This window comes from Citricoccus sp. SGAir0253 (assembly GCF_005877055.1).
Taxonomy (GTDB): Bacteria; Actinomycetota; Actinomycetes; order Actinomycetales; family Micrococcaceae; genus Citricoccus.
On record NZ_CP039424.1, the window covers coordinates 777,941 to 794,646 of the forward strand.

General features: G+C 75.0%; 15 protein-coding genes and 1 pseudogene. 11 read left to right on the forward strand and 5 right to left on the reverse strand.

The genetic code is table 11. The annotated features are described in order from the left end of the window. Positions 1-14: 14 nt before the first annotated feature. Together E7744_RS03505 and E7744_RS03510 are read left to right on the forward strand one after the other, a co-directional pair. Positions 15-779 carry an MBL fold metallo-hydrolase gene (locus E7744_RS03505; protein ID WP_137772931.1) on the forward strand — a complete coding sequence of 255 codons (765 nt, stop codon included), beginning with the start codon at positions 15-17 and terminating at the stop codon, positions 777-779. Continuing rightward, a complete protein-coding gene (locus E7744_RS03510; RefSeq protein WP_137772932.1) occupies positions 776-2,020 on the forward strand; it encodes an MFS transporter in 1,245 nt (414 codons plus the stop codon). The genes E7744_RS03505 and E7744_RS03510 overlap by 4 nt, the downstream gene beginning before the upstream one ends. 35 nt (positions 2,021-2,055) lie before the next feature. On the opposite strand, the pseudogene E7744_RS03515 reads toward E7744_RS03510, so the two are convergent. From E7744_RS03515 to E7744_RS03525, 3 genes and pseudogenes are all read right to left on the reverse strand, one after another. Continuing rightward, positions 2,056-2,262 (reverse strand): annotated as a pseudogene (locus E7744_RS03515) (MerR family transcriptional regulator); the annotation flags it as partial. An 89-nt stretch (positions 2,263-2,351) separates the two neighbouring features. Next, positions 2,352-3,497 carry an ArsO family NAD(P)H-dependent flavin-containing monooxygenase gene (locus E7744_RS03520; RefSeq protein WP_137772933.1) on the reverse strand — a complete coding sequence of 382 codons (1,146 nt, stop codon included), beginning with the start codon at positions 3,495-3,497 and terminating at the stop codon, positions 2,352-2,354. 38 nt (positions 3,498-3,535) lie between these two features. Then, positions 3,536-3,901 carry a helix-turn-helix transcriptional regulator gene (locus E7744_RS03525; protein ID WP_137772934.1) on the reverse strand — a complete coding sequence of 122 codons (366 nt, stop codon included), beginning with the start codon at positions 3,899-3,901 and terminating at the stop codon, positions 3,536-3,538. 81 nt (positions 3,902-3,982) lie between these two features. Between E7744_RS03525 and arsB the strand changes: the two genes are divergently transcribed. The 5 genes from arsB to E7744_RS15930 all read left to right on the forward strand — a co-directional run bounded on the left by arsB (position 3,983) and on the right by E7744_RS15930 (position 8,367). Further along, positions 3,983-5,104 (forward strand): ACR3 family arsenite efflux transporter, encoded by a 1,122-nt coding sequence (gene arsB, locus E7744_RS03530; protein ID WP_137772935.1) that lies wholly within the window; start codon positions 3,983-3,985, stop codon positions 5,102-5,104. Between the two features lie 107 nt (positions 5,105-5,211). Then, positions 5,212-5,667, forward strand: a complete 456-nt coding sequence (locus E7744_RS03535; protein WP_137772936.1) for an arsenate reductase ArsC — start codon at positions 5,212-5,214, stop codon at positions 5,665-5,667. A gap of 14 nt (positions 5,668-5,681) precedes the next feature. Continuing rightward, the gene (gene trxB, locus E7744_RS03540; protein ID WP_137772937.1) at positions 5,682-6,692 is read left to right on the forward strand and encodes a thioredoxin-disulfide reductase; all 1,011 of its coding nucleotides are present in this window, start codon (positions 5,682-5,684) and stop codon (positions 6,690-6,692) included. Continuing rightward, positions 6,685-8,169 (forward strand): FAD-dependent oxidoreductase, encoded by a 1,485-nt coding sequence (locus tag E7744_RS03545; protein WP_137772938.1) that lies wholly within the window; start codon positions 6,685-6,687, stop codon positions 8,167-8,169. Before trxB ends, E7744_RS03545 begins: the two co-directional genes overlap by 8 nt. A gap of 39 nt (positions 8,170-8,208) precedes the next feature. Next, positions 8,209-8,367: a hypothetical protein gene (locus E7744_RS15930; RefSeq protein ID WP_210417151.1), complete on the forward strand. Its 159-nt coding sequence runs from the start codon at positions 8,209-8,211 to the stop codon at positions 8,365-8,367. Positions 8,368-8,418: 51 nt separating this feature from the next. Here the strand turns inward: E7744_RS15930 and E7744_RS03555 are convergent, their stop codons facing one another. Continuing rightward, the gene (locus E7744_RS03555) at positions 8,419-9,342 is read right to left on the reverse strand and encodes a phosphatase PAP2 family protein (protein WP_137772939.1); all 924 of its coding nucleotides are present in this window, start codon (positions 9,340-9,342) and stop codon (positions 8,419-8,421) included. Between the two features lie 112 nt (positions 9,343-9,454). Here E7744_RS03555 and E7744_RS03560 point away from each other — a divergent pair, with 112 nt between their 5' ends. From E7744_RS03560 to menD, 4 genes are all read left to right on the forward strand, one after another. Then, positions 9,455-10,057 carry a hypothetical protein gene (locus E7744_RS03560; protein WP_137772940.1) on the forward strand — a complete coding sequence of 201 codons (603 nt, stop codon included), beginning with the start codon at positions 9,455-9,457 and terminating at the stop codon, positions 10,055-10,057. Between the two features lie 14 nt (positions 10,058-10,071). Continuing rightward, on the forward strand, positions 10,072-11,106 hold the full coding sequence (locus tag E7744_RS03565) for an o-succinylbenzoate synthase (protein WP_137772941.1): 1,035 nt from the start codon (positions 10,072-10,074) through the stop codon (positions 11,104-11,106). A 147-nt stretch (positions 11,107-11,253) separates the two neighbouring features. After that, entirely contained in the window at positions 11,254-13,335 is a 2,082-nt protein-coding gene (locus tag E7744_RS03570) for a PhoX family phosphatase (RefSeq protein ID WP_137772942.1), read from the forward strand. Between the two features lie 125 nt (positions 13,336-13,460). Next, positions 13,461-15,401: a 2-succinyl-5-enolpyruvyl-6-hydroxy-3-cyclohexene-1-carboxylate synthase gene (gene menD / locus E7744_RS03575; RefSeq protein ID WP_137772943.1), complete on the forward strand. Its 1,941-nt coding sequence runs from the start codon at positions 13,461-13,463 to the stop codon at positions 15,399-15,401. Positions 15,402-15,419: 18 nt separating this feature from the next. Here the strand turns inward: menD and E7744_RS03580 are convergent, their stop codons facing one another. After that, a complete protein-coding gene (locus tag E7744_RS03580; protein ID WP_210417152.1) occupies positions 15,420-16,655 on the reverse strand; it encodes an FAD-binding oxidoreductase in 1,236 nt (411 codons plus the stop codon). Positions 16,656-16,706: the final 51 nt, after the last annotated feature.

Consider the following 16,706-nt stretch of genomic DNA (forward strand, 5'->3'; position numbering starts at 1 on the left):
GGTAGTCTGGCCGGATGGCACAGGAGGGGTGGACCCGGCTCACGGAGCACGTCCACACCCTGGCGCTTCCGGGCTGGCAGGCCAACATGGGGCTCGTCGTCGGCCGCCGGGCCGCCCTGCTCGTGGACACCGGCGCCGGCCCGCGGCAGGCGGCCAGGCTCCTGGCCGGCGTGCGGGAGCTGACCGCGCTGCCCCTCGTGGCCGTCAACACGCACGCGCATTTCGACCACGTGTTCGGCAACGCTTACCTGGCGGACCCGGGTACCGCCGGCGTCGTCGAGATCTGGGGGCACGAGCGCGCCGCGGCCGCGCTGCGCGAGCACGGGGAGGACCAGCGCGGCGCGGTGGCCGGGCCCGAGCCGGACTTCGCCGCGCGGCGGGGTGCCCACGCGGCGATCCTCCCGCCCACCCGCACGGTGGCGCAGGCGCCCCACGCCCTGGACCTCGGCGGCGTCACCGCGACCCTGCTGCCCGTGGGCCGGGGCCACACGGACGGGGACCTCATGGTCGGCGCCGAGGGCGTGCTGTTCGCCGGCGACCTCGTCGAGGAGGGGGCGGACCCGGCGTTCGAGGACGCCTTCCCCCGGGACTGGGTGGCGGCCCTCGAGGAGATCCTCGCGCTGACGCGGCGGTATCCGGTCGTCGTCCCCGGCCACGGCGCCGTGGTGGGCGCGGACCACGTGCGGTCCCAGCGCGAGGCCATGGCGCTCGCGGTGGACGGGCGGGCCGCCCCCTACGGTCCGGAGCAGTCCCGCCACCTGGCCAGCCGGCTGTCATGACGGCCGGCCGCCCGCTGGCCGCGGCCCTGCAGGTCTACGCCCCCTCGGCCGTCTACTCGGTGGGCGTCGGGGCGATCACCCCGGCCATGGCCCCCGCCGCGACCGCCTTCGGCGCCTCGGTGGCCGTGGCGGCGGCGTCGGTGACCCTCGTGGGCGTCGGCTCGCTCGTCGCCAACGCCCCCGCCGCGCACCTGGCCGCCCGGGCGGGGGAGCGGCGCACCATCATCGCCTCCGCGTGGACGGGCGCGCTGGGCGCGCTGCTGGCGTGGGCCGCCGTCGCCGGCTGGCTGTCCGTGCCGCCGGCGGCGGGGCTCGCGGTGTTCTTCCTGGGCCTGTTCGTCGTGGGGATGGCCGGGGCCGGGTTCAACCTGGCCCGGCAGTCGTACCTGGCGGTCGCGGTCCCGGCCAGCCACCGGGCCCGCGCCATGTCCACCCTGGGCGGCACCATCCGCCTGGGCCTGTTCGCCGGGCCCTTCCTGGGGGCGGGACTGCAGTCCCTCTCCGGGCTGCCGGGCGCCTTCGCGGCCGGTACCCTCGCGATGGCCCTGGCCGCCGGGGGCAGCCTCGCCATCCGGGAGCTGCCGGTGCCGGGCCCTGCGGCCGGCACCCCGCCGGGCCCCGCACCGGACGCGACGCCGGCCCTGCCCACCCTGCGCTCCCTGGCCCGGGAGCACCGCCGCGTGCTGGCCACCGTGGGCGTCGCGGTGGTGTGCCTGTCCGCCGCCCGCGCCACCCGCTCGGCCGTGATCCCGCTGTGGGCCACGCAGCTCGGACTCTCGCCCGCCGCGGCCTCCGCCGTCTACGGGCTCACCGGGCTGGCGGACCTGCTGATGTCCTATCCCTCCGGGCTGCTCATGGACCGCCGGGGCCGCCGCGTCGTGGCGGTGTCCTGCCTGGCCGGGCTCGGGCTCGGGCTGGCCCTGGTCCCGCTGTCCGGTGAGCTGGGGTGGTTCACCGCGGCGGCGCTCGCGGTGGGGCTGGGCAACGGCTTCGGCTCGGGGATCGTCATGACGCTCGGCGCCGACTACTCCCCGCCGCGCGCCCGGCCCCAGTTCCTGGCCCTGTGGCGCCTGCAGTCGGATGCCGGCATCCTGGCCGGTCCGGCCCTGCTCTCGGCCGTCACGGCGCTGGCGGGACTGGCCACGGCGATCTGGGTGGTCGCCGGGGTCGCGGGCCTCGGGGCCGTCGTCTTCGCCCGCGCGCTGCCCGGGGGGCCGGGCAGCGCGGCCCGCTCCGGGTGACCGGGCCGAATACCGGTGGCCCCGATGTCCTCCAGGCGCAGGCCCAGGCGCTGGCAGCCGCGGATGAAGCGCAGCCGGTCCACCGCCTCGGGGCCGTAGGCGCGGTAGCCGCCCGGGGTGCATGAGGGCGGGGGCAGGAGGTCGGCCCGCTCGTAGTACCGGATCGTCTCGGTGCCCAGTCCGGTGGCCGCCCCGAGTTCGCCGATCCGCATCCCGTCCCGAACCGCCGTCTGTGGTGTCATGCACAGACGGTGAACCTTGGAGCCCACGTCAAGGTCAAGGAGGCCGCGCCACTTTTCCCGGCGTCCTCCTGGGCGGTGTTCCCGGGCGGTTAGCCGGGGCGCCCGGACGGTGCTCGGACCTGGGATGTCCTGGTGAGGTGTTCGATCGCGGCGGCGACGGTGGTCCGGGCCGGGGCGCCGACCCCGACCAGGGTGGCCGAGGCCGGGCTGGCCCAGTCCCCGTGGCCGAGGAAGAACAGCCCGCCCCGGCCCCGCGCCCGGGTGGGCAGCTCGCGGTCCGTGGCCGGGGTGGTGTCGTCCATGGCCAGGCCCAGGGGCCGCAGGTGGCCCAGGGCAGGGCGGAAGCCGGTGCACCAGAGCACCACGTCGACCTCCACGGTGCGGCCGTCGTCCCAGCGGATGCCGGTGGGGGTGAACGTCGAGAACATCGGCTGGGCCTGCAGGTGGCCGGCGTCCCTGGCCTCGCGCACCGGCGGCACGGCGACGATGTCCCCGAGGGAACCGACCCCGCCGGGACTGGGCTCGCCCCGGCGCACGGCCCGGACATGGCTGGTGGCCAGGGCGAACAGGGCCCGGCCGTCGACGTCGTCGGGCAGGTAGCGCGGGGGTCGGCGGGTCACCCAGGTCAGCTGGGCGGCGGCCGGGAGCAGGTCGGCGGCGACCTGCGCCCCGGAGTTGCCGCCCCCGACCACCACGATCCGCTGCCCGGTGAACGCCGCCCGGCCGCGGTAGCCGGTGGTGTGCAGCTGGGATCCGGTGAACTCCTGCGCTCCGGTCATCCTCGGGACGAAGGGCCGGCGCCAGGACCCGGTGGCGTTGATGACGACCGTGCTTTCCCAGGTGCCCCGGTCGGTGTGGGTGAGGTAGCCGCCGTCGGGGTGGTCCTGGACGGCGTGGACGGTGACGGGCCGGTGCACCGGCAGGCCGTACCGTTGCTCGTAGGTGCGCAGGTAGGCCACCACATGGGCGGCCGAGGGGTTGCCCGCCCCGGTCCAGGGTGGCATCTGGTAGCCGGGCAGCGAGCTGTAGGCGGCCGGGGAGAACAACTCCAGGGTGTCCCAGTAGTACTGCCAGGCCCCACCGGGGCTCTCGTGGGCGTCCAGGATCGCGTAGCTGGGCGCTGGTCCGCCGCGGCCCCGGGCGGCGTCCCGGGCTATCCGGTGCAGGTAGAAGCCGGCGGCCAGTCCGGCCTGCCCGCCGCCGATCACCAGGACGTCGACCGCACCGGCCGTCACGGACGCTGCCGGCAGGCCGGCCGGCGGGGCGGGCGGGTTCAGCCCAACTCCAGCATTCGGCGCAGCTCCGCGAACGCCTCGGGGACCACGGTGTAGTGGGCCCACTTCCCGCGTTGCTCCCGGGTGAGCAGCCCGGCTTCGACGAGCCTCTTCATGTGGTGGCTCACGGTGGGCTGGCTGATGCCCAACTCCTCCGTGAGATCACAGGAGCACACGGCCTCGCACCCCTGCGCCGCCACGTGCGAGAGCAGGCGCAGCCGCATCGGGTCGGCCAGGGCCTTGAGCATCCCGGCCGCGTGCTGGGCCTGCTCGGCATCGATCGGCCCCTCCGAGAGGGAGCAGCACGCCACTGGACCCGGCGCGTCGGCGGCCTCGGGGGCGGGAAGAGCGGTAGTCGCGACCATCACCCCATCTTACATTGACGAACGCCGATATGTCCCGGTATCGTCCGTATCGATACCGGTCAATACGAGAGATGGGCTTTCATGAGCGCACCCACCACCGCACCCCCGGCCGCCCAGCATGGCGTGATGAAGGAGATGTCCTTCCTGGACCGCTGGCTGCCGGCCTGGATCGGGCTGGCCATGGTCGCCGGCCTGGCCCTGGGCCGGCTCATCCCCGGACTCGACACCGCCCTGGAGGCGGTGAAGATCGGGGAGGTCTCCCTGCCGATCGCGATCGGCCTGCTGGTGATGATGTATCCGGTGCTGGCCAAGGTCCGCTACGACGAAACCCACCGCGTGGCCGGGGACAGGCGGCTGATGGCCACCTCGCTCGTGCTGAACTGGCTCGTGGGCCCCGCGCTCATGTTCGCGCTGGCCTGGATGTTCCTGCCCGACCTGCCGGAGTACCGCACCGGCCTGGTCATCGTGGGGCTGGCCCGGTGCATCGCCATGGTCCTCATCTGGAACGACCTGGCCTGCGGCGACCGCGAGGCGGCCGCCGTGCTGGTGGCCGTCAACTCCGTCTTCCAGGTCATCGCCTTCGGCGCGCTGGGCTGGTTCTACCTCCAGGTGCTGCCGTCCTGGCTGGGCCTGCCCACCACGTCCGCAGACTTCTCGGTGTGGGCGATCGTGCTCAGCGTCCTGGTGTTCCTCGGCATCCCGCTGCTGGCCGGGTTCCTCACCCGCACCCTGGGCGAGAAGACCAAGGGACGCCAGTGGTACGAGGAGAGGTTCCTACCCCGGGTCGGGCCCTGGGCCCTGTACGGGCTGCTGTTCACCATCGTGCTGCTGTTCGCCCTGCAGGGCGAGGCCATCACCACCAACCCCTGGGACGTGGCCCGGATCGCGCTGCCGCTGCTGGCCTACTTCGTGCTGATGTTCGGCATCGCCCTGGTCGCCTCCAAGGCGGTGGGGCTGGACTACGCCAAGTCCACCACCGTGGCCTTCACCGCGGCCGGCAACAACTTCGAGCTGGCCATCGCCGTGGCCATCGGCACCTTCGGGGTCACCTCCGGCCAGGCGCTGGCCGGCGTCGTGGGCCCGTTGATCGAGGTGCCGGTCCTGGTGGTACTCGTCTACGTCTCGCTGTGGGCCGGACGCAGGCTCTTCCCGAACGACCCCACCGTCCCCGCCCAGCCCGAGACCGCTACCCTCACCCGCTGATCCACTGAGCTCCCTCCCTGCTGCCAGAGAACGGATCCCCATGAGCACCGACACCCCCACCGATTCCCGAACTCCGCAGACACGCCCGACCGAGAAGAGATGAACCGATGACCGCAGAAACCACCCCGGACACCACCGCCACCCAGACCGCCAAGCCCTCGGTGCTGTTCGTGTGCGTGCACAACGCCGGCCGCTCCCAGATGGCCGCCGCCTACCTGGCGCACCTGGCCGGGGACCGCATCGAGGTCCGCTCCGCCGGGTCCGCCCCGGCCGACACCGTCAACCCGGCCGCGGTGCAGGCGATGGCCGAGGAGGGCATCGACATCAGCGCCAACCAGCCCAAGGTCCTCACCGACGAGGCCGTGCAGGACTCCGACGTGGTCATCACCATGGGCTGCGGGGACGCCTGCCCGTTCTTCCCGGGCAAGCGCTACGAGGACTGGAAGCTCGAGGACCCCGCCGGCCAGGGCATCGAGGGCGTCCGGCCCATCCGGGACGAGATCAAGACCCGCATCGAGCAGCTCATCACCGAGCTGCTCCCGACCGTCACTCCCGCGAACTGACGGCGGGGCGCCCCATGGACACCACGACCGAGAACACCACCAGCACTGGGGCCACGGACCAGGTCATCATCATCGGCTCGGGCCCGGCCGGCTACACCGCCGCGATCTACGCCGCCCGTGCCGGGCTCACCCCCCGGGTGATCGCCGGCTCCGTCACCCACGGCGGGGCGCTGATGAACACCACCGAGGTGGAGAACTTCCCCGGTTTCCCGGGTGGCATCCAGGGCCCGGAGCTGATGGCCGGGCTGGCCGAGCAGGCCACCCGGTTCGGGGCGGCCGTCGAGTACGACGACGCCGCCACCGTGCAGCTCGCCGGGCGCCTCAAGGAGGTCACCACCCTGGCCGGGAAGAGCTACCGGGCCCCGGCGGTCATCGTGGCCACCGGCTCCGCCTACAAGGAGCTCGGCCTGCCCGAGGAGAAGCGCCTCAGTGGGCACGGGGTGTCCTGGTGCGCCACCTGCGACGGGTTCTTCTTCCGTGACCAGGACATCATCGTGGTCGGCGGCGGGGACTCGGCCATGGAGGAGGCCCTGTTCCTGACCCGCTTCGCCCGCACCGTCACCGTGGTGGTGCGCCGCGATGCCCTGCGGGCCTCGAGGATCATGGCCGCCCGGGCGAAGGACAACGGGAAGATCACCTTCGCCTACAACAGCGAGGTGACCGCCATCCACGGTGAGGACAAGGTCACCGGGGTCACCCTGGCCGACACCATCACCGGGGACACCCGCGAACTGCCCGCCACGGGGGTGTTCGTGGCCATCGGCCACCTGCCCCGCACCGAGCTGGTCGCCGACCAGCTGGAGCTGGACGCCGAGGGATACATCATGGTGGAGGCCCGCACCACCCACACCAACCTGCCAGGGGTCTTCGCCTGCGGGGACGTCGTGGACCACCGCTACCGCCAGGCCATCACCGCCGCCGGCAGCGGCTGTGCCGCCGCGCTGGACGCCGAACGCTACGTGGCCGCCCTGGACGACGCCGAGTCCATCGCCACCGCCCTCCTCGAGGAGCCCACCCATGGCTGACACCACCCCCACCCTGACCACCACGGACCGCAACACGGAGACCACCGGCCTGCCGGTCGTGGTCATCGGGGCCGGGCCGGTGGGCCTGGCCGCGGCCGCCCACCTGGCCGAGCGCGGCCTGGACCCCCTGGTGCTGGAGGCCGGCCCCGCGGTCGGGGCGGCGATCCGGGCCTGGGGCCACACCCGGCTGTTCTCGCCCTGGCGGTACGACGTCGACGCCGCCGCGGCCCGGCTGCTGGAGCCCACCGGTTGGGTCGCCCCGGACCCGGAGGCCCTGCCCACCGGCACCGAGCTCGTGGAGCAGTACCTTCAGCCGCTGGCCGCCACCGAGCCCCTGGCGTCCCGGATCCGCACCAACACCCGGGTGATCGCCGTGTCACGGGCCGGGATGGACAAGACCCGCACCGCCGGCCGGGAGCACACCGCGTTCCTGGTCCGGGTCCAGCATGCTGACGGCACCGTGGAAGACCTCCACGCCCGCGCAGTGATCGATGCCTCCGGCACCTGGACCACCCCGAATCCGCTCGGCCGGGCCGGGCTGGAGGCCCCCGGGGAAACCGCTGCCCGCGCGGCAGGGCGGATCACCACCGCGCTTCCGGACGTCCTCGGCGCCGACCGGGCCCGGTTCGCCGGCCGACACGTGCTGGTCGTCGGATCGGGCCACTCCGCGGCCAACACCCTGCTCGAGCTCGGCACCCTGGCCGAGGACGCCCCGGACACCCGGATCTCCTGGGCGGTCCGGTCGGCCGACGTCACCCGCGTCTATGGCGGGGAGGACCGCGACGAGCTGGCCGCCCGCGGCGCCCTGGGCACCCGGCTGCGCCGGCTGGTCGAGTCCGGTGCCATTCAGGTCCACCCCTCCTTCACCATCACCGCCTTCACCGAGACGGGCCAGGGCCTCACGGTGCACGCGTCCACTCCCGCCGGGGACCGGGAGCTGGCCGTGGACGTGCTGGTGCCGGCCACCGGCTTCCGCCCCGAGCTGGGCATGCTCGCCGAGCTGCGCCTGGACCTGGACCCGGCCGTGGACGCCCCCCGGCAGCTGGGCCCGCTGATCGACCCGGAGTTCCACTCCTGCGGCTCCGTGGCCCCGCACGGGGAGCGGATGCTGGCCCACCCCGAACCGGGCTTCTACATCACCGGGATGAAGAGCTACGGGCGGGCCCCGACCTTCCTGATGGCCACCGGGTACGAACAGGTCCGCTCCATCGCCGCCGCCCTGGCCGGGGACCGGGCCGCCGCCGACCACGTCGAGCTGCACCTGCCCGAGACCGGGGTGTGCTCCACCGACCTCGGCGGGTCCTGTGACGCCCCGACCCCCGCCGCCAACACCGCCGACCAGGGCTGCTGCGCCCCCGCCGCCAACACCGCCGACCAGGGCTGCTGCGCCCCCGCCGCCGACGCCGTCGAGGTCCCGTCCACCCCCGTGTCCGGGCTGCCGGTGCTGTTGCCGGTCCGGACGTCCACCTGCTGCTGATCCGCCCGCTGGCCCGCCCGTCGGCCTCCAGGAGCCGTCATGTCCGAGCCGACCACCCTGGACACCCACGTCCTGCAGCGCGCCGCCCAGCACCTGGCCGAGCGCGGCATCGACCTGTCCGGGGCATACCCGAAACCGCTCACCGACGACGTGGTCCGCGCCGCCGCCCGCAGCACCCTCGTCCTGGACGACACCTGAACCCCGACCGCCGTCAGGCACCGAGAGGCCACCGCCACCCAACGGTGGGAGTCACGAGCGCCGGCCGGACTGCCAGCGGAAGAACCCGGCCAGGACGGCGAAGACGAGCAGCCCCGGGCCGACCGTGAACAGCAGCCCCGCCACGAAGTGCCCCCCGGAGGCCGCGGCCGGGTCGGCGGAGGGCCCGGCCGCCCCGCCGGCGGCGGCGAACGCCGCGCCGGCGCCGAGCAGCGCCGCCGTCCCGCCGGTCCACAGGGCCACCTCCCAGCCGGGGTGGCCCCCCGGGTGCGGGTGCCGCGCGGTGGCCCGGCCACGCGTGTTCCAGTCCGCCCCGGTGCGCAGCACCACGAACCCGGCCGCGAACCCCCAGAAGGCCGCTACGAGGTAGGCCGCGGCCATGTCCGCCGGCCGGTGCCACGCCTCCACGAACGTGCCGGCGCCCACCGCGGTGGCGAACACCGCCCCGAGCGCCGCGGTGAGCGGGCGCCAGCGCGGGGCCACCAGGAGGAACACGGCCACGGCGGCCGCGGCCGCGAACGTGGTGTGCCCGGACGGCATGGAGTTGCCCGTGTAGTACGGCACCCCGTTGTCCAGGTCCGGGCGCACGAGCACCACGGACTTCAGCAGCTGCGTGGTGAGGTTGGCGGCCGCGAACCCGGCCGCCGCCACCGCCGAGGCGAGCCACCGCCGCCGCCACACGGCGAGGGCGAGGAACGCGACCGCTCCCAGCACGCCCACGATCTCCGGCAGCCGGTCCAGCACGGCCAGCACGGGTCCGCGCATCCCCTCCAGCCGGTGCGTGGCCGACTCCAGGGCCAGGTACTCGGTCAGCTGCCCGGTGGAGGTGGTGACGAAGACGCGGAAGAGCCCCAGCAGCAGGGCCGCGCTGCCGGCCATCGCCAGCAGCCAGGCCGCCGGGTGCCGGGCGGGGGAGCGGGCGGGTGACCGGGGGCCGGGGCGGACGGCGGAGGACATGGAGGCCATTGTCCCGCGCCCGGCTGGGAGGTCCCGCCACGTCACCTGCCGGTCACCGAGCCTTCGCCGGATCGTCATGCCGTCGTCGGCCGGCAGGGCCTACGGTGGCCTCATGGCCAACACCGCGGGGACCACTCCCGAGCACGCCGCAGCACGCCAGGCACTCGCCGTCTTCGGCCCCGTCAGCCGGCAGGAGCCGATCGAGTGGGCCGGGGACACGCCCCTGGCCCCCCAGCTGGCCCGCTTCTACCGCGAGGTGGGGCCCGAGTGGATCGAGATCGATACCGCGGGACTGCCCTTCCTGTTCTTCCCGCTCGAGCGGTTGTGGGACGAACAGGCCGGCTACCGCTGGAACCGGCGCACCGCGGCCCAGCTGGTGGACTGGGACGAGGAGTGGACGGTGGTGGCCAAGCAGGGTGCGGACCCGTTCATCCTGGACGCCACCACGGGCCGCGTCCTCACCGCCCCCGGGGACGACGGCTGGGAGGACCGGCTCGCCGACCCGGAGCCGACCTTCGACTCCCTCGAGCAGATGGCCCTGGCCCTGGCCGCCACCGGCAGCGCGTGGGCGCGCTGGGACGACCCGTTCGACGAGGACTGGTCCCTGCGCCCCGAGACCACCGCCTCCGTGGTCGGTGCCCTCGAGGCGGTGCTGGGGGACCACGCCCGCGCCGTGGCCGTGGCCCGGAAGTTCGGGTACCACCAGGCGCGCTGACTACGCTGGGGGACATGATCCCGCCCCTGCTCGACGGACTGTCCCTGCCCGGGCCCGAGGAGCTCCTCGAGCACGCCGTGGTGGTGGCCCTGCCGATGCGCACCCGGTTCCGGGGCACCACCGTGCGCGAGGCCATGCTGCTGCGGGGACCGGCCGGGTGGGCCGAGTTCTCCCCGTTCCCCGAGTACGGAGCGGACGAGGCCGCCCGCTGGCTCGCCGCCGCCGTCGAGGCCGGCTGGCACGGCTGGCCCGCGCCCGTGCGCGGCGAGGTGCCCGTCAACGCGACCGTCCCCGCCGTCCCGGCGGCCGGGGTGGGCCGCGTCCTGGAGGCCTTCGGCCCCGTGGCCGCCGTCAAGGTCAAGGTCGCCGAGCCCGGCCAGGGGCTGGAGGAGGACGTCGCCCGGGTGGCGGAGGTACGCCGGCTCGCCCCGGACGTGGCGCTGCGGGTGGACGCCAACGCGGCCTGGGACCACGGGACGGCGCTGGCCGCGCTCGGCCGGCTGTCCGCCTACGGGCTCGAGTACGCCGAGCAGCCCGTGGCCGGCATCGAGGGGATGGCGCGGCTGCGCGAGGCCCTGCACCGGGCGGGCCCGGCCGTGCCGCTGGCCGCGGACGAGTCGGTGCGCCGCGAGACCGACCCCGTGGCCGTCGCCCGCGCCGGGGCCGCCGACCTCGTGGTCGTCAAGGTCCAGCCCCTCGGCGGGGTGCGCCGCGCCCTGGGGATCGTCGAGGCCGCCGGCCTGGACGCCGTCGTCTCCTCCGCGCTGGACACCTCCGTGGGGATCGCCGCCGGGGTGGCGCTCGCCGCGGCCCTGCCGCGGCTGCCGCACGCGTGCGGCCTGGGCACCGTGGCGCTGTTCACCCGGGACGCCGTGGACCCGCCGTGGGTTCCCGACGCCGGCCGGCTGCGTCCCGCGGCCGGGCCCGGGGACCGCCCGGCCCCGGACGCCGCGGCGCTCGGGGCGCTGCGGGCGGACGAGGAACGGCAGCGGTGGTGGCGGTCGCGGCTGCGGGCCGCCCACGCGGTGCTCGCCGCCGCGCGCGTGTGACGCAATGCGTCCGGCGGGCGTGACCGAATTGACGCTCACGGAGTGTTAACCCGCCGGTCACCCGGGCGAACCCCTCCGGTCCCACGGGCGGGCCAGAGTCGGCTGTTGGCATTCACACCGTCTTGCACCGCCCTGGAGGTCCATCCCATGCTCAAGCGTCACCTGCCCATGCTCGGCCACACCCGTGGCAACCGCTCCGCCGTCACGTGCGCGCTCAAGTGCGGCAACGCGTGCGCCCACCCGGACCCGAACACCTCGGGCAACGCCCACTTCCGGGACATCGCCTCCACCGCCATCTCCCGCCGCGCCGCCCTGGGCCTCGGCGGCGGACTGGCCGCCGCCGTCGTGGTGGGCGCCAACGCCGTCTCCACCGCCCCGGCCGCCGTCGCGGCCCCCGGCGGCCACCCCACCGGCGGCGGCAAGCTGGCCTTCACGCCGCTGGACGGCGTGCCGAAGACCGTGGACGACGTCACGGTGCCGGCCGGCTACGACTGGCAGGCCATCATCCGCTGGGGCGACCCGCTCTTCGCCGACTCCCCGGAGTTCGACATCACGCAGCAGACCGGCGAGACCCAGGCGCAGCAGTTCGGCTACAACTGCGACTACCTGGACGTCATCACCGACGGGCGCAACGACCGCCGCGGCTACCTGGTCTCCAACCACGAGTACACCAACGAGAACATCATGTTCTCCCCGGAGTACCGCGCCTCCCACCCGGAGGACGTGGTCAACGCCGCCATCGCCGCGCACGGCATGTCCGTGGTGGAGCTCAAGCGCGCGGGCCGCGGCCAGCCGTGGGAGTACGTCCGCGGCGGTCGCCGCAACCGGCGCATCACCGGCTTCACGCCCTTCTCCGTGGACGGCCCCGCGGCCGGCGCCGAGCTGCTGAAGACCGTGGAGGACCCGACCGGCAAGCGCGTGCTGGGCACCCTGAACAACTGCGCCGGCGGCACCACCCCGTGGGGCACCGTGCTCTCCGGCGAGGAGAACTTCGACCAGTACTTCGTGGGCACCGGCTCGGCCGAGGAGGCCCGCTACGGCCTGGGCCCCGGGGCCACCGAGCGCAAGTGGGAGACCGTGCACCCGCGGTTCGACCTCAACAACGCCGGCTACCGCAACGAGGCCAACCGCTTCGGCTGGATCATCGAGATGGACCCGGAGGACCCCACCTCCACCCCGGTCAAGCACACCGCCCTGGGCCGGTTCAAGCACGAGGCCGGCACCGCCGTGCTCTCGCGCGACGGCCACGCCGTGGTCTACTCCGGCGACGACCAGAAGAACGACTACCTCTACAAGTTCGTCTCCGCCAAGGCCTACCGCGAGGGCGACAAGGCCCACAACATGACCCTGCTGTCCGAGGGCACGCTGTACGTCGCGCAGTTCACGGGCGACTCCCCGGCCGCCGAGATCGACGGCTCGGGCGACCTGCCCTCGGACGGTGCCTTCGACGGCACCGGCCGCTGGATCCCGCTGGTCAAGGGCAACCGCTCGCTCGTGCCGGGCATGACCGTGGAGCAGGTCCTGGTGTACACGCGCCTGGCCGCGGACAAGGTCGGCGCCACGAAGATGGACCGCCCGGAGGACGTGGAGACCAACCCGGTCACCGGCAAGGTCTACATGGCCCTGACGAACAACGACAAGCGCACGGTCGCCACCGTGGACGAGGCCAACCCGGTCGCCTACACGGACGGCAAGCTGGGCAACCGCGACGGCCACGTCATCGAGATGACCGAGCGCCGCGGCGACCACACCGCCGAGCGCTTCGGCTGGAACATCCTGCTGCTCGCCGGTGACCCCGCGAAGTCCGAGTCGGCGTACTTCTCCGGCTACCCCCTGGACAAGGTCTCCCCGATCTCCTGCCCGGACAACCTGGCGTTCGACTCCGAGGGCAACCTGTGGATCTCCACGGACGGCGCCCCGGGCAAGATCGGCTACGGCGACGCCCTGCACAAGGTGACCCTCGAGGGCGCCGAGCGCGGCCGCGTGCAGCAGTTCCTCTCCGTGCCGGTGGGCGCCGAGACCTGCGGCCCGGTCATCCACGACCGGGACAACTCGGTGTTCGTCAACGTGCAGCACCCGGGCGAGGACGGCGAGTGGGGCGCGCAGGAGTCCTTCTTCCCGGACTTCCTCCCGGCCTCCGGCCCGGTGCAGGTCGGGGACAGGGTCGCCGTGCCGCGTCCGTCCGTGGTCCAGGTCTTCTCGACCACCGGCAACAACGCCCGGAAGTGATCCCCGCCGGGCCCGGTGCGGCCGGGCCCCGTCCCTGACCGGGACACCCGCGAGCGGTGCACGGAGTGGTCCGTGCACCGCTCGTCGTTAACCTCCCGCCCAGCCGTGCTCGGTAGGGTGACCCCATGGAGCACACCCGGCGCGAACTCCCGCAACCCCCGTCCCTGGCCCTGGACTCCCGGCAGGTCGCCCTCACGGTGACCGACGCCCTCGTCGAGGGCGGCCTGCGCGAGGCCGTGATCGCCCCCGGATCGCGCTCGGCCCCCCTCGTGTACGCCCTCGCCGAGGCCGAGCGGGCCGGCCGCCTCCGGCTGCACGTGCGCGTGGACGAGCGCGCGGCCGCGTTCACCGCGCTGGGCCTGTCCCTGGCCTCGGGCCGGCCGGTCGGCGTCGTGACGACGTCCGGCACGGCGGTGGGCAACCTGCTGCCCGCGATCATGGAGGCCGACCACGCCGGCGTGCAGCTCATCGCGCTGACCGCCGACCGCCCGGCCGAGCTGCAGGGCACCGGCGCCAACCAGACCACCGCCCAGGACGGCATCTTCCCGCTGCACCTGCGCTTCGGCCAGACCCTCTCCGGGGACGTGCCCGTGGACCTCAACGCCGAGGAGGTCCCCGCCTGGCTCGCGGAGGAGGCAGCCCAGGTCTCCGGGCCGGGGGCCGACCCCCGGGCGGCGGCGCTCGAGCGGCACCGGCGGAGCCTGGCGAACACCGTCTCCCGGGCGCTGCTGGCCGCCAACGGCTTCGCCACGGAGGACGTGGAGGGCTTCGGCGGGGTGCCCGGCGTGGCCATCCGCGAGTCCGCCCCCGGTCCTGTGCACCTGAACCTGCGCTTCCGCGCGCCGCTGGTGCCGGAGGAGTCCGCGGTCCCGCAGGGGGACGTGGCCCCGGCGGCCGAGCCGGTCGCGCCGCCGGCGCCGGCCGAGGTGCGCCCTGCGGAGCTCTCCGAGCAGCTGGACCTGGAGGCCACCGGGCTGCACGAGGCGCGCACGGTCGTGGTGGCCGGCCACGGCGCGGGTCCGCTGGCCGCGGCGTTCGCCTCCGCGCTCGGCCTGCCCCTGCTGGCCGAGCCGAGCTCCAACGCCCGGTTCGGGCCCAACGCGATCGGCGCCTACCCGCTGCTGCTCGGCTCCGCCGGCGGCCTGGGGGAGGACTCGCACCCGCTGGCGGCGCAGGTCGAGCAGGTCATCCTCTTCGGCCGCCCCACGCTGACGCGCCAGGTCACCGCCCTGCTGGGGCGGGAGGACCTGCACACCGCCTTCCACCAGCCCGAGCCCGTGGCCTGGTTCGTCCCCGGGACCCGGCGCGAGCGCCCCGTCGAGGACCTCGAGGAGCTCGCGGTGGTGGCCGGCCGGGGGCCGGCCGGCTGGCTCGCGGCCTGGCAGCGGGCCGGCAACCGGGCCCAGTCCGCGCTGGACGCGGCGCTGGCCACCCGGCACGACGACGTCGGCCACCCCGGCGCCCTGCGCACCGGCCAGCTCGTGGCCAGCACCGTCCGCGGGCCGCTCGTGCTCGGCTCGTCCTCCGTGATCCGGGACGTGGACCTGTCCTGGCGGCCGCCCACGGCCCCCGCCTCGGTGGTGTACGCCAACCGGGGGCTGTCCGGGATCGACGGCACGGTCTCCACCGCCACCGGCATCGCCCTGGCCACCGACCGGCGCACCGTGCTGCTGTGCGGGGACCTGACCCTGCTGCACGACGCGAGCGGGCTGCTCATCGGCCCCGGCGAGCGGGAGCCGGACCTGGACATCGTGGTGGTCAACGACGGCGGCGGGGCGATCTTCGCCGGGCTCGAGCACGGCGCGGTGGCCCGCCGCCCGGGCATGGCGCCGGTCGTGGAGCGGTTCTTCGGCACCCCGCAGCACGCGGACGTCCGCTCCCTGTGCGCCGCCTACGGCGTCGAGTGGGCGCCCGTGGACAGCGAGGACGCCCTCATCGCGGCCCTGGGCCTCGGCTCGCCCGTGCGTGGCCGGCGCGTGCTGGAGCTGCGTTCGGACCGCGCCGCGCGCCCCGAGGTGCGCCGGCTGGTGGAGGAGGCCGTCCGGGCCACCTTCGCGGCGGAGTGAGCGCGTCCGCCGGCCCGGTCAGCGCAGCGGGTCGAACGGGGCCAGCACCGGGTCCGTGCGGCCCGTGACGATCCGCTCGGCCAGCAGCTTGCCGGTGGCCGGGCCCAGCACGAAGCCCCACATGCCGTGGCCGCCGGCCACGAACACGCCGGGGGCGCGGGTGGCCCCCACGAGCGGCAGCCCGTCCGGGGTCACCGGCCGGGAGCCGACCCACTCGTCCCGGCGGTCCTCCAGGTCCACGCCGGCCAGCAGGTCCCGCGCCTGGCGCACGATCGCCTCGATCCGCCGCGGCTGCAGCGGCTCGTCCGGGCCGCGGAACTCCATGGTGCCGGCGATCCGGAACCGCCCGGCGTACGGGGTGCAGGCGATGCGCTGGTGCGGCAGGTACACGGGGTGCAGCGCCGGCTGTTCCGTGGCCACCGTGAAGGAGTAGCCGCGGCCGGCCTGGACGCGCACCCGCACGCCCGCGTCCCGCACCAGCCGGGGCAGCCAGGCGCCGGTGGCCACGACCACGGCGTCCCCGCCGAGCGACTCCCCGGTGGAGAGCACCACGCCGGGCCGGACGCCGCCGGTGGTCAGCGAGGTGACCTCGGCGCCGGTGCGCAGGGTCCCGCCGCGGGCCACCACGGCGTCGGCGAGGGCCTGGACGAAGGGCCCGGGCTCGAGGAACCGCTGGCCGTCCAGGCGGTAGACCACCTCCACCGCCTCGGAGAGCTGCGGGGCCAGCGCGCGGGGGTCCTCGACCCGCTCCAGCGGCGCCTCCTGGCCGTGGCGGACCACGCCGGCCACCTCCCGCAGGAAGCCGGTGGCGTGACGCTGCTCGGTGAAGCCGACCACGAACGGCCCCTCCCGCGTCCACGAGTCCACGCCGGAGCCGGTCAGCTCGTCGAAGGCCTCCAGCGCGATCCGGTCGATCGGCGTCAGGGCCGCCATGGTCCGCTCCCAGGCCCGGGGCGTGGCGTGGGCCATGAACCGGGCGAAGAAGGACCACGTGGCCGGCGCCCAGCGGGCGGGCACGTGCAGGGCCGCGTCCGGGTCCAGCAGGGCGGTGGGGCCATAGGTCCACAGCCCGGGCTCGGCCAGCGGGATGGTCTTGCCGGGGGCGAGCCAGCCGGCGTTGCCCCACGAGGACCCGGCGGCCACGCCCTCCCGGTCCAGGACGGTCACGTCCACCCCCCGCTCCTGCAGGTGCCAGGCGGTGCTCAGTCCCACGATGCCCGCGCCGATGACGAGGGCGCTCTCCATGCGTTCCATACGGGCCAGCGTGACAGGTCTCACGTCCGTCCGGGGGGCGGGCCGCAGGAC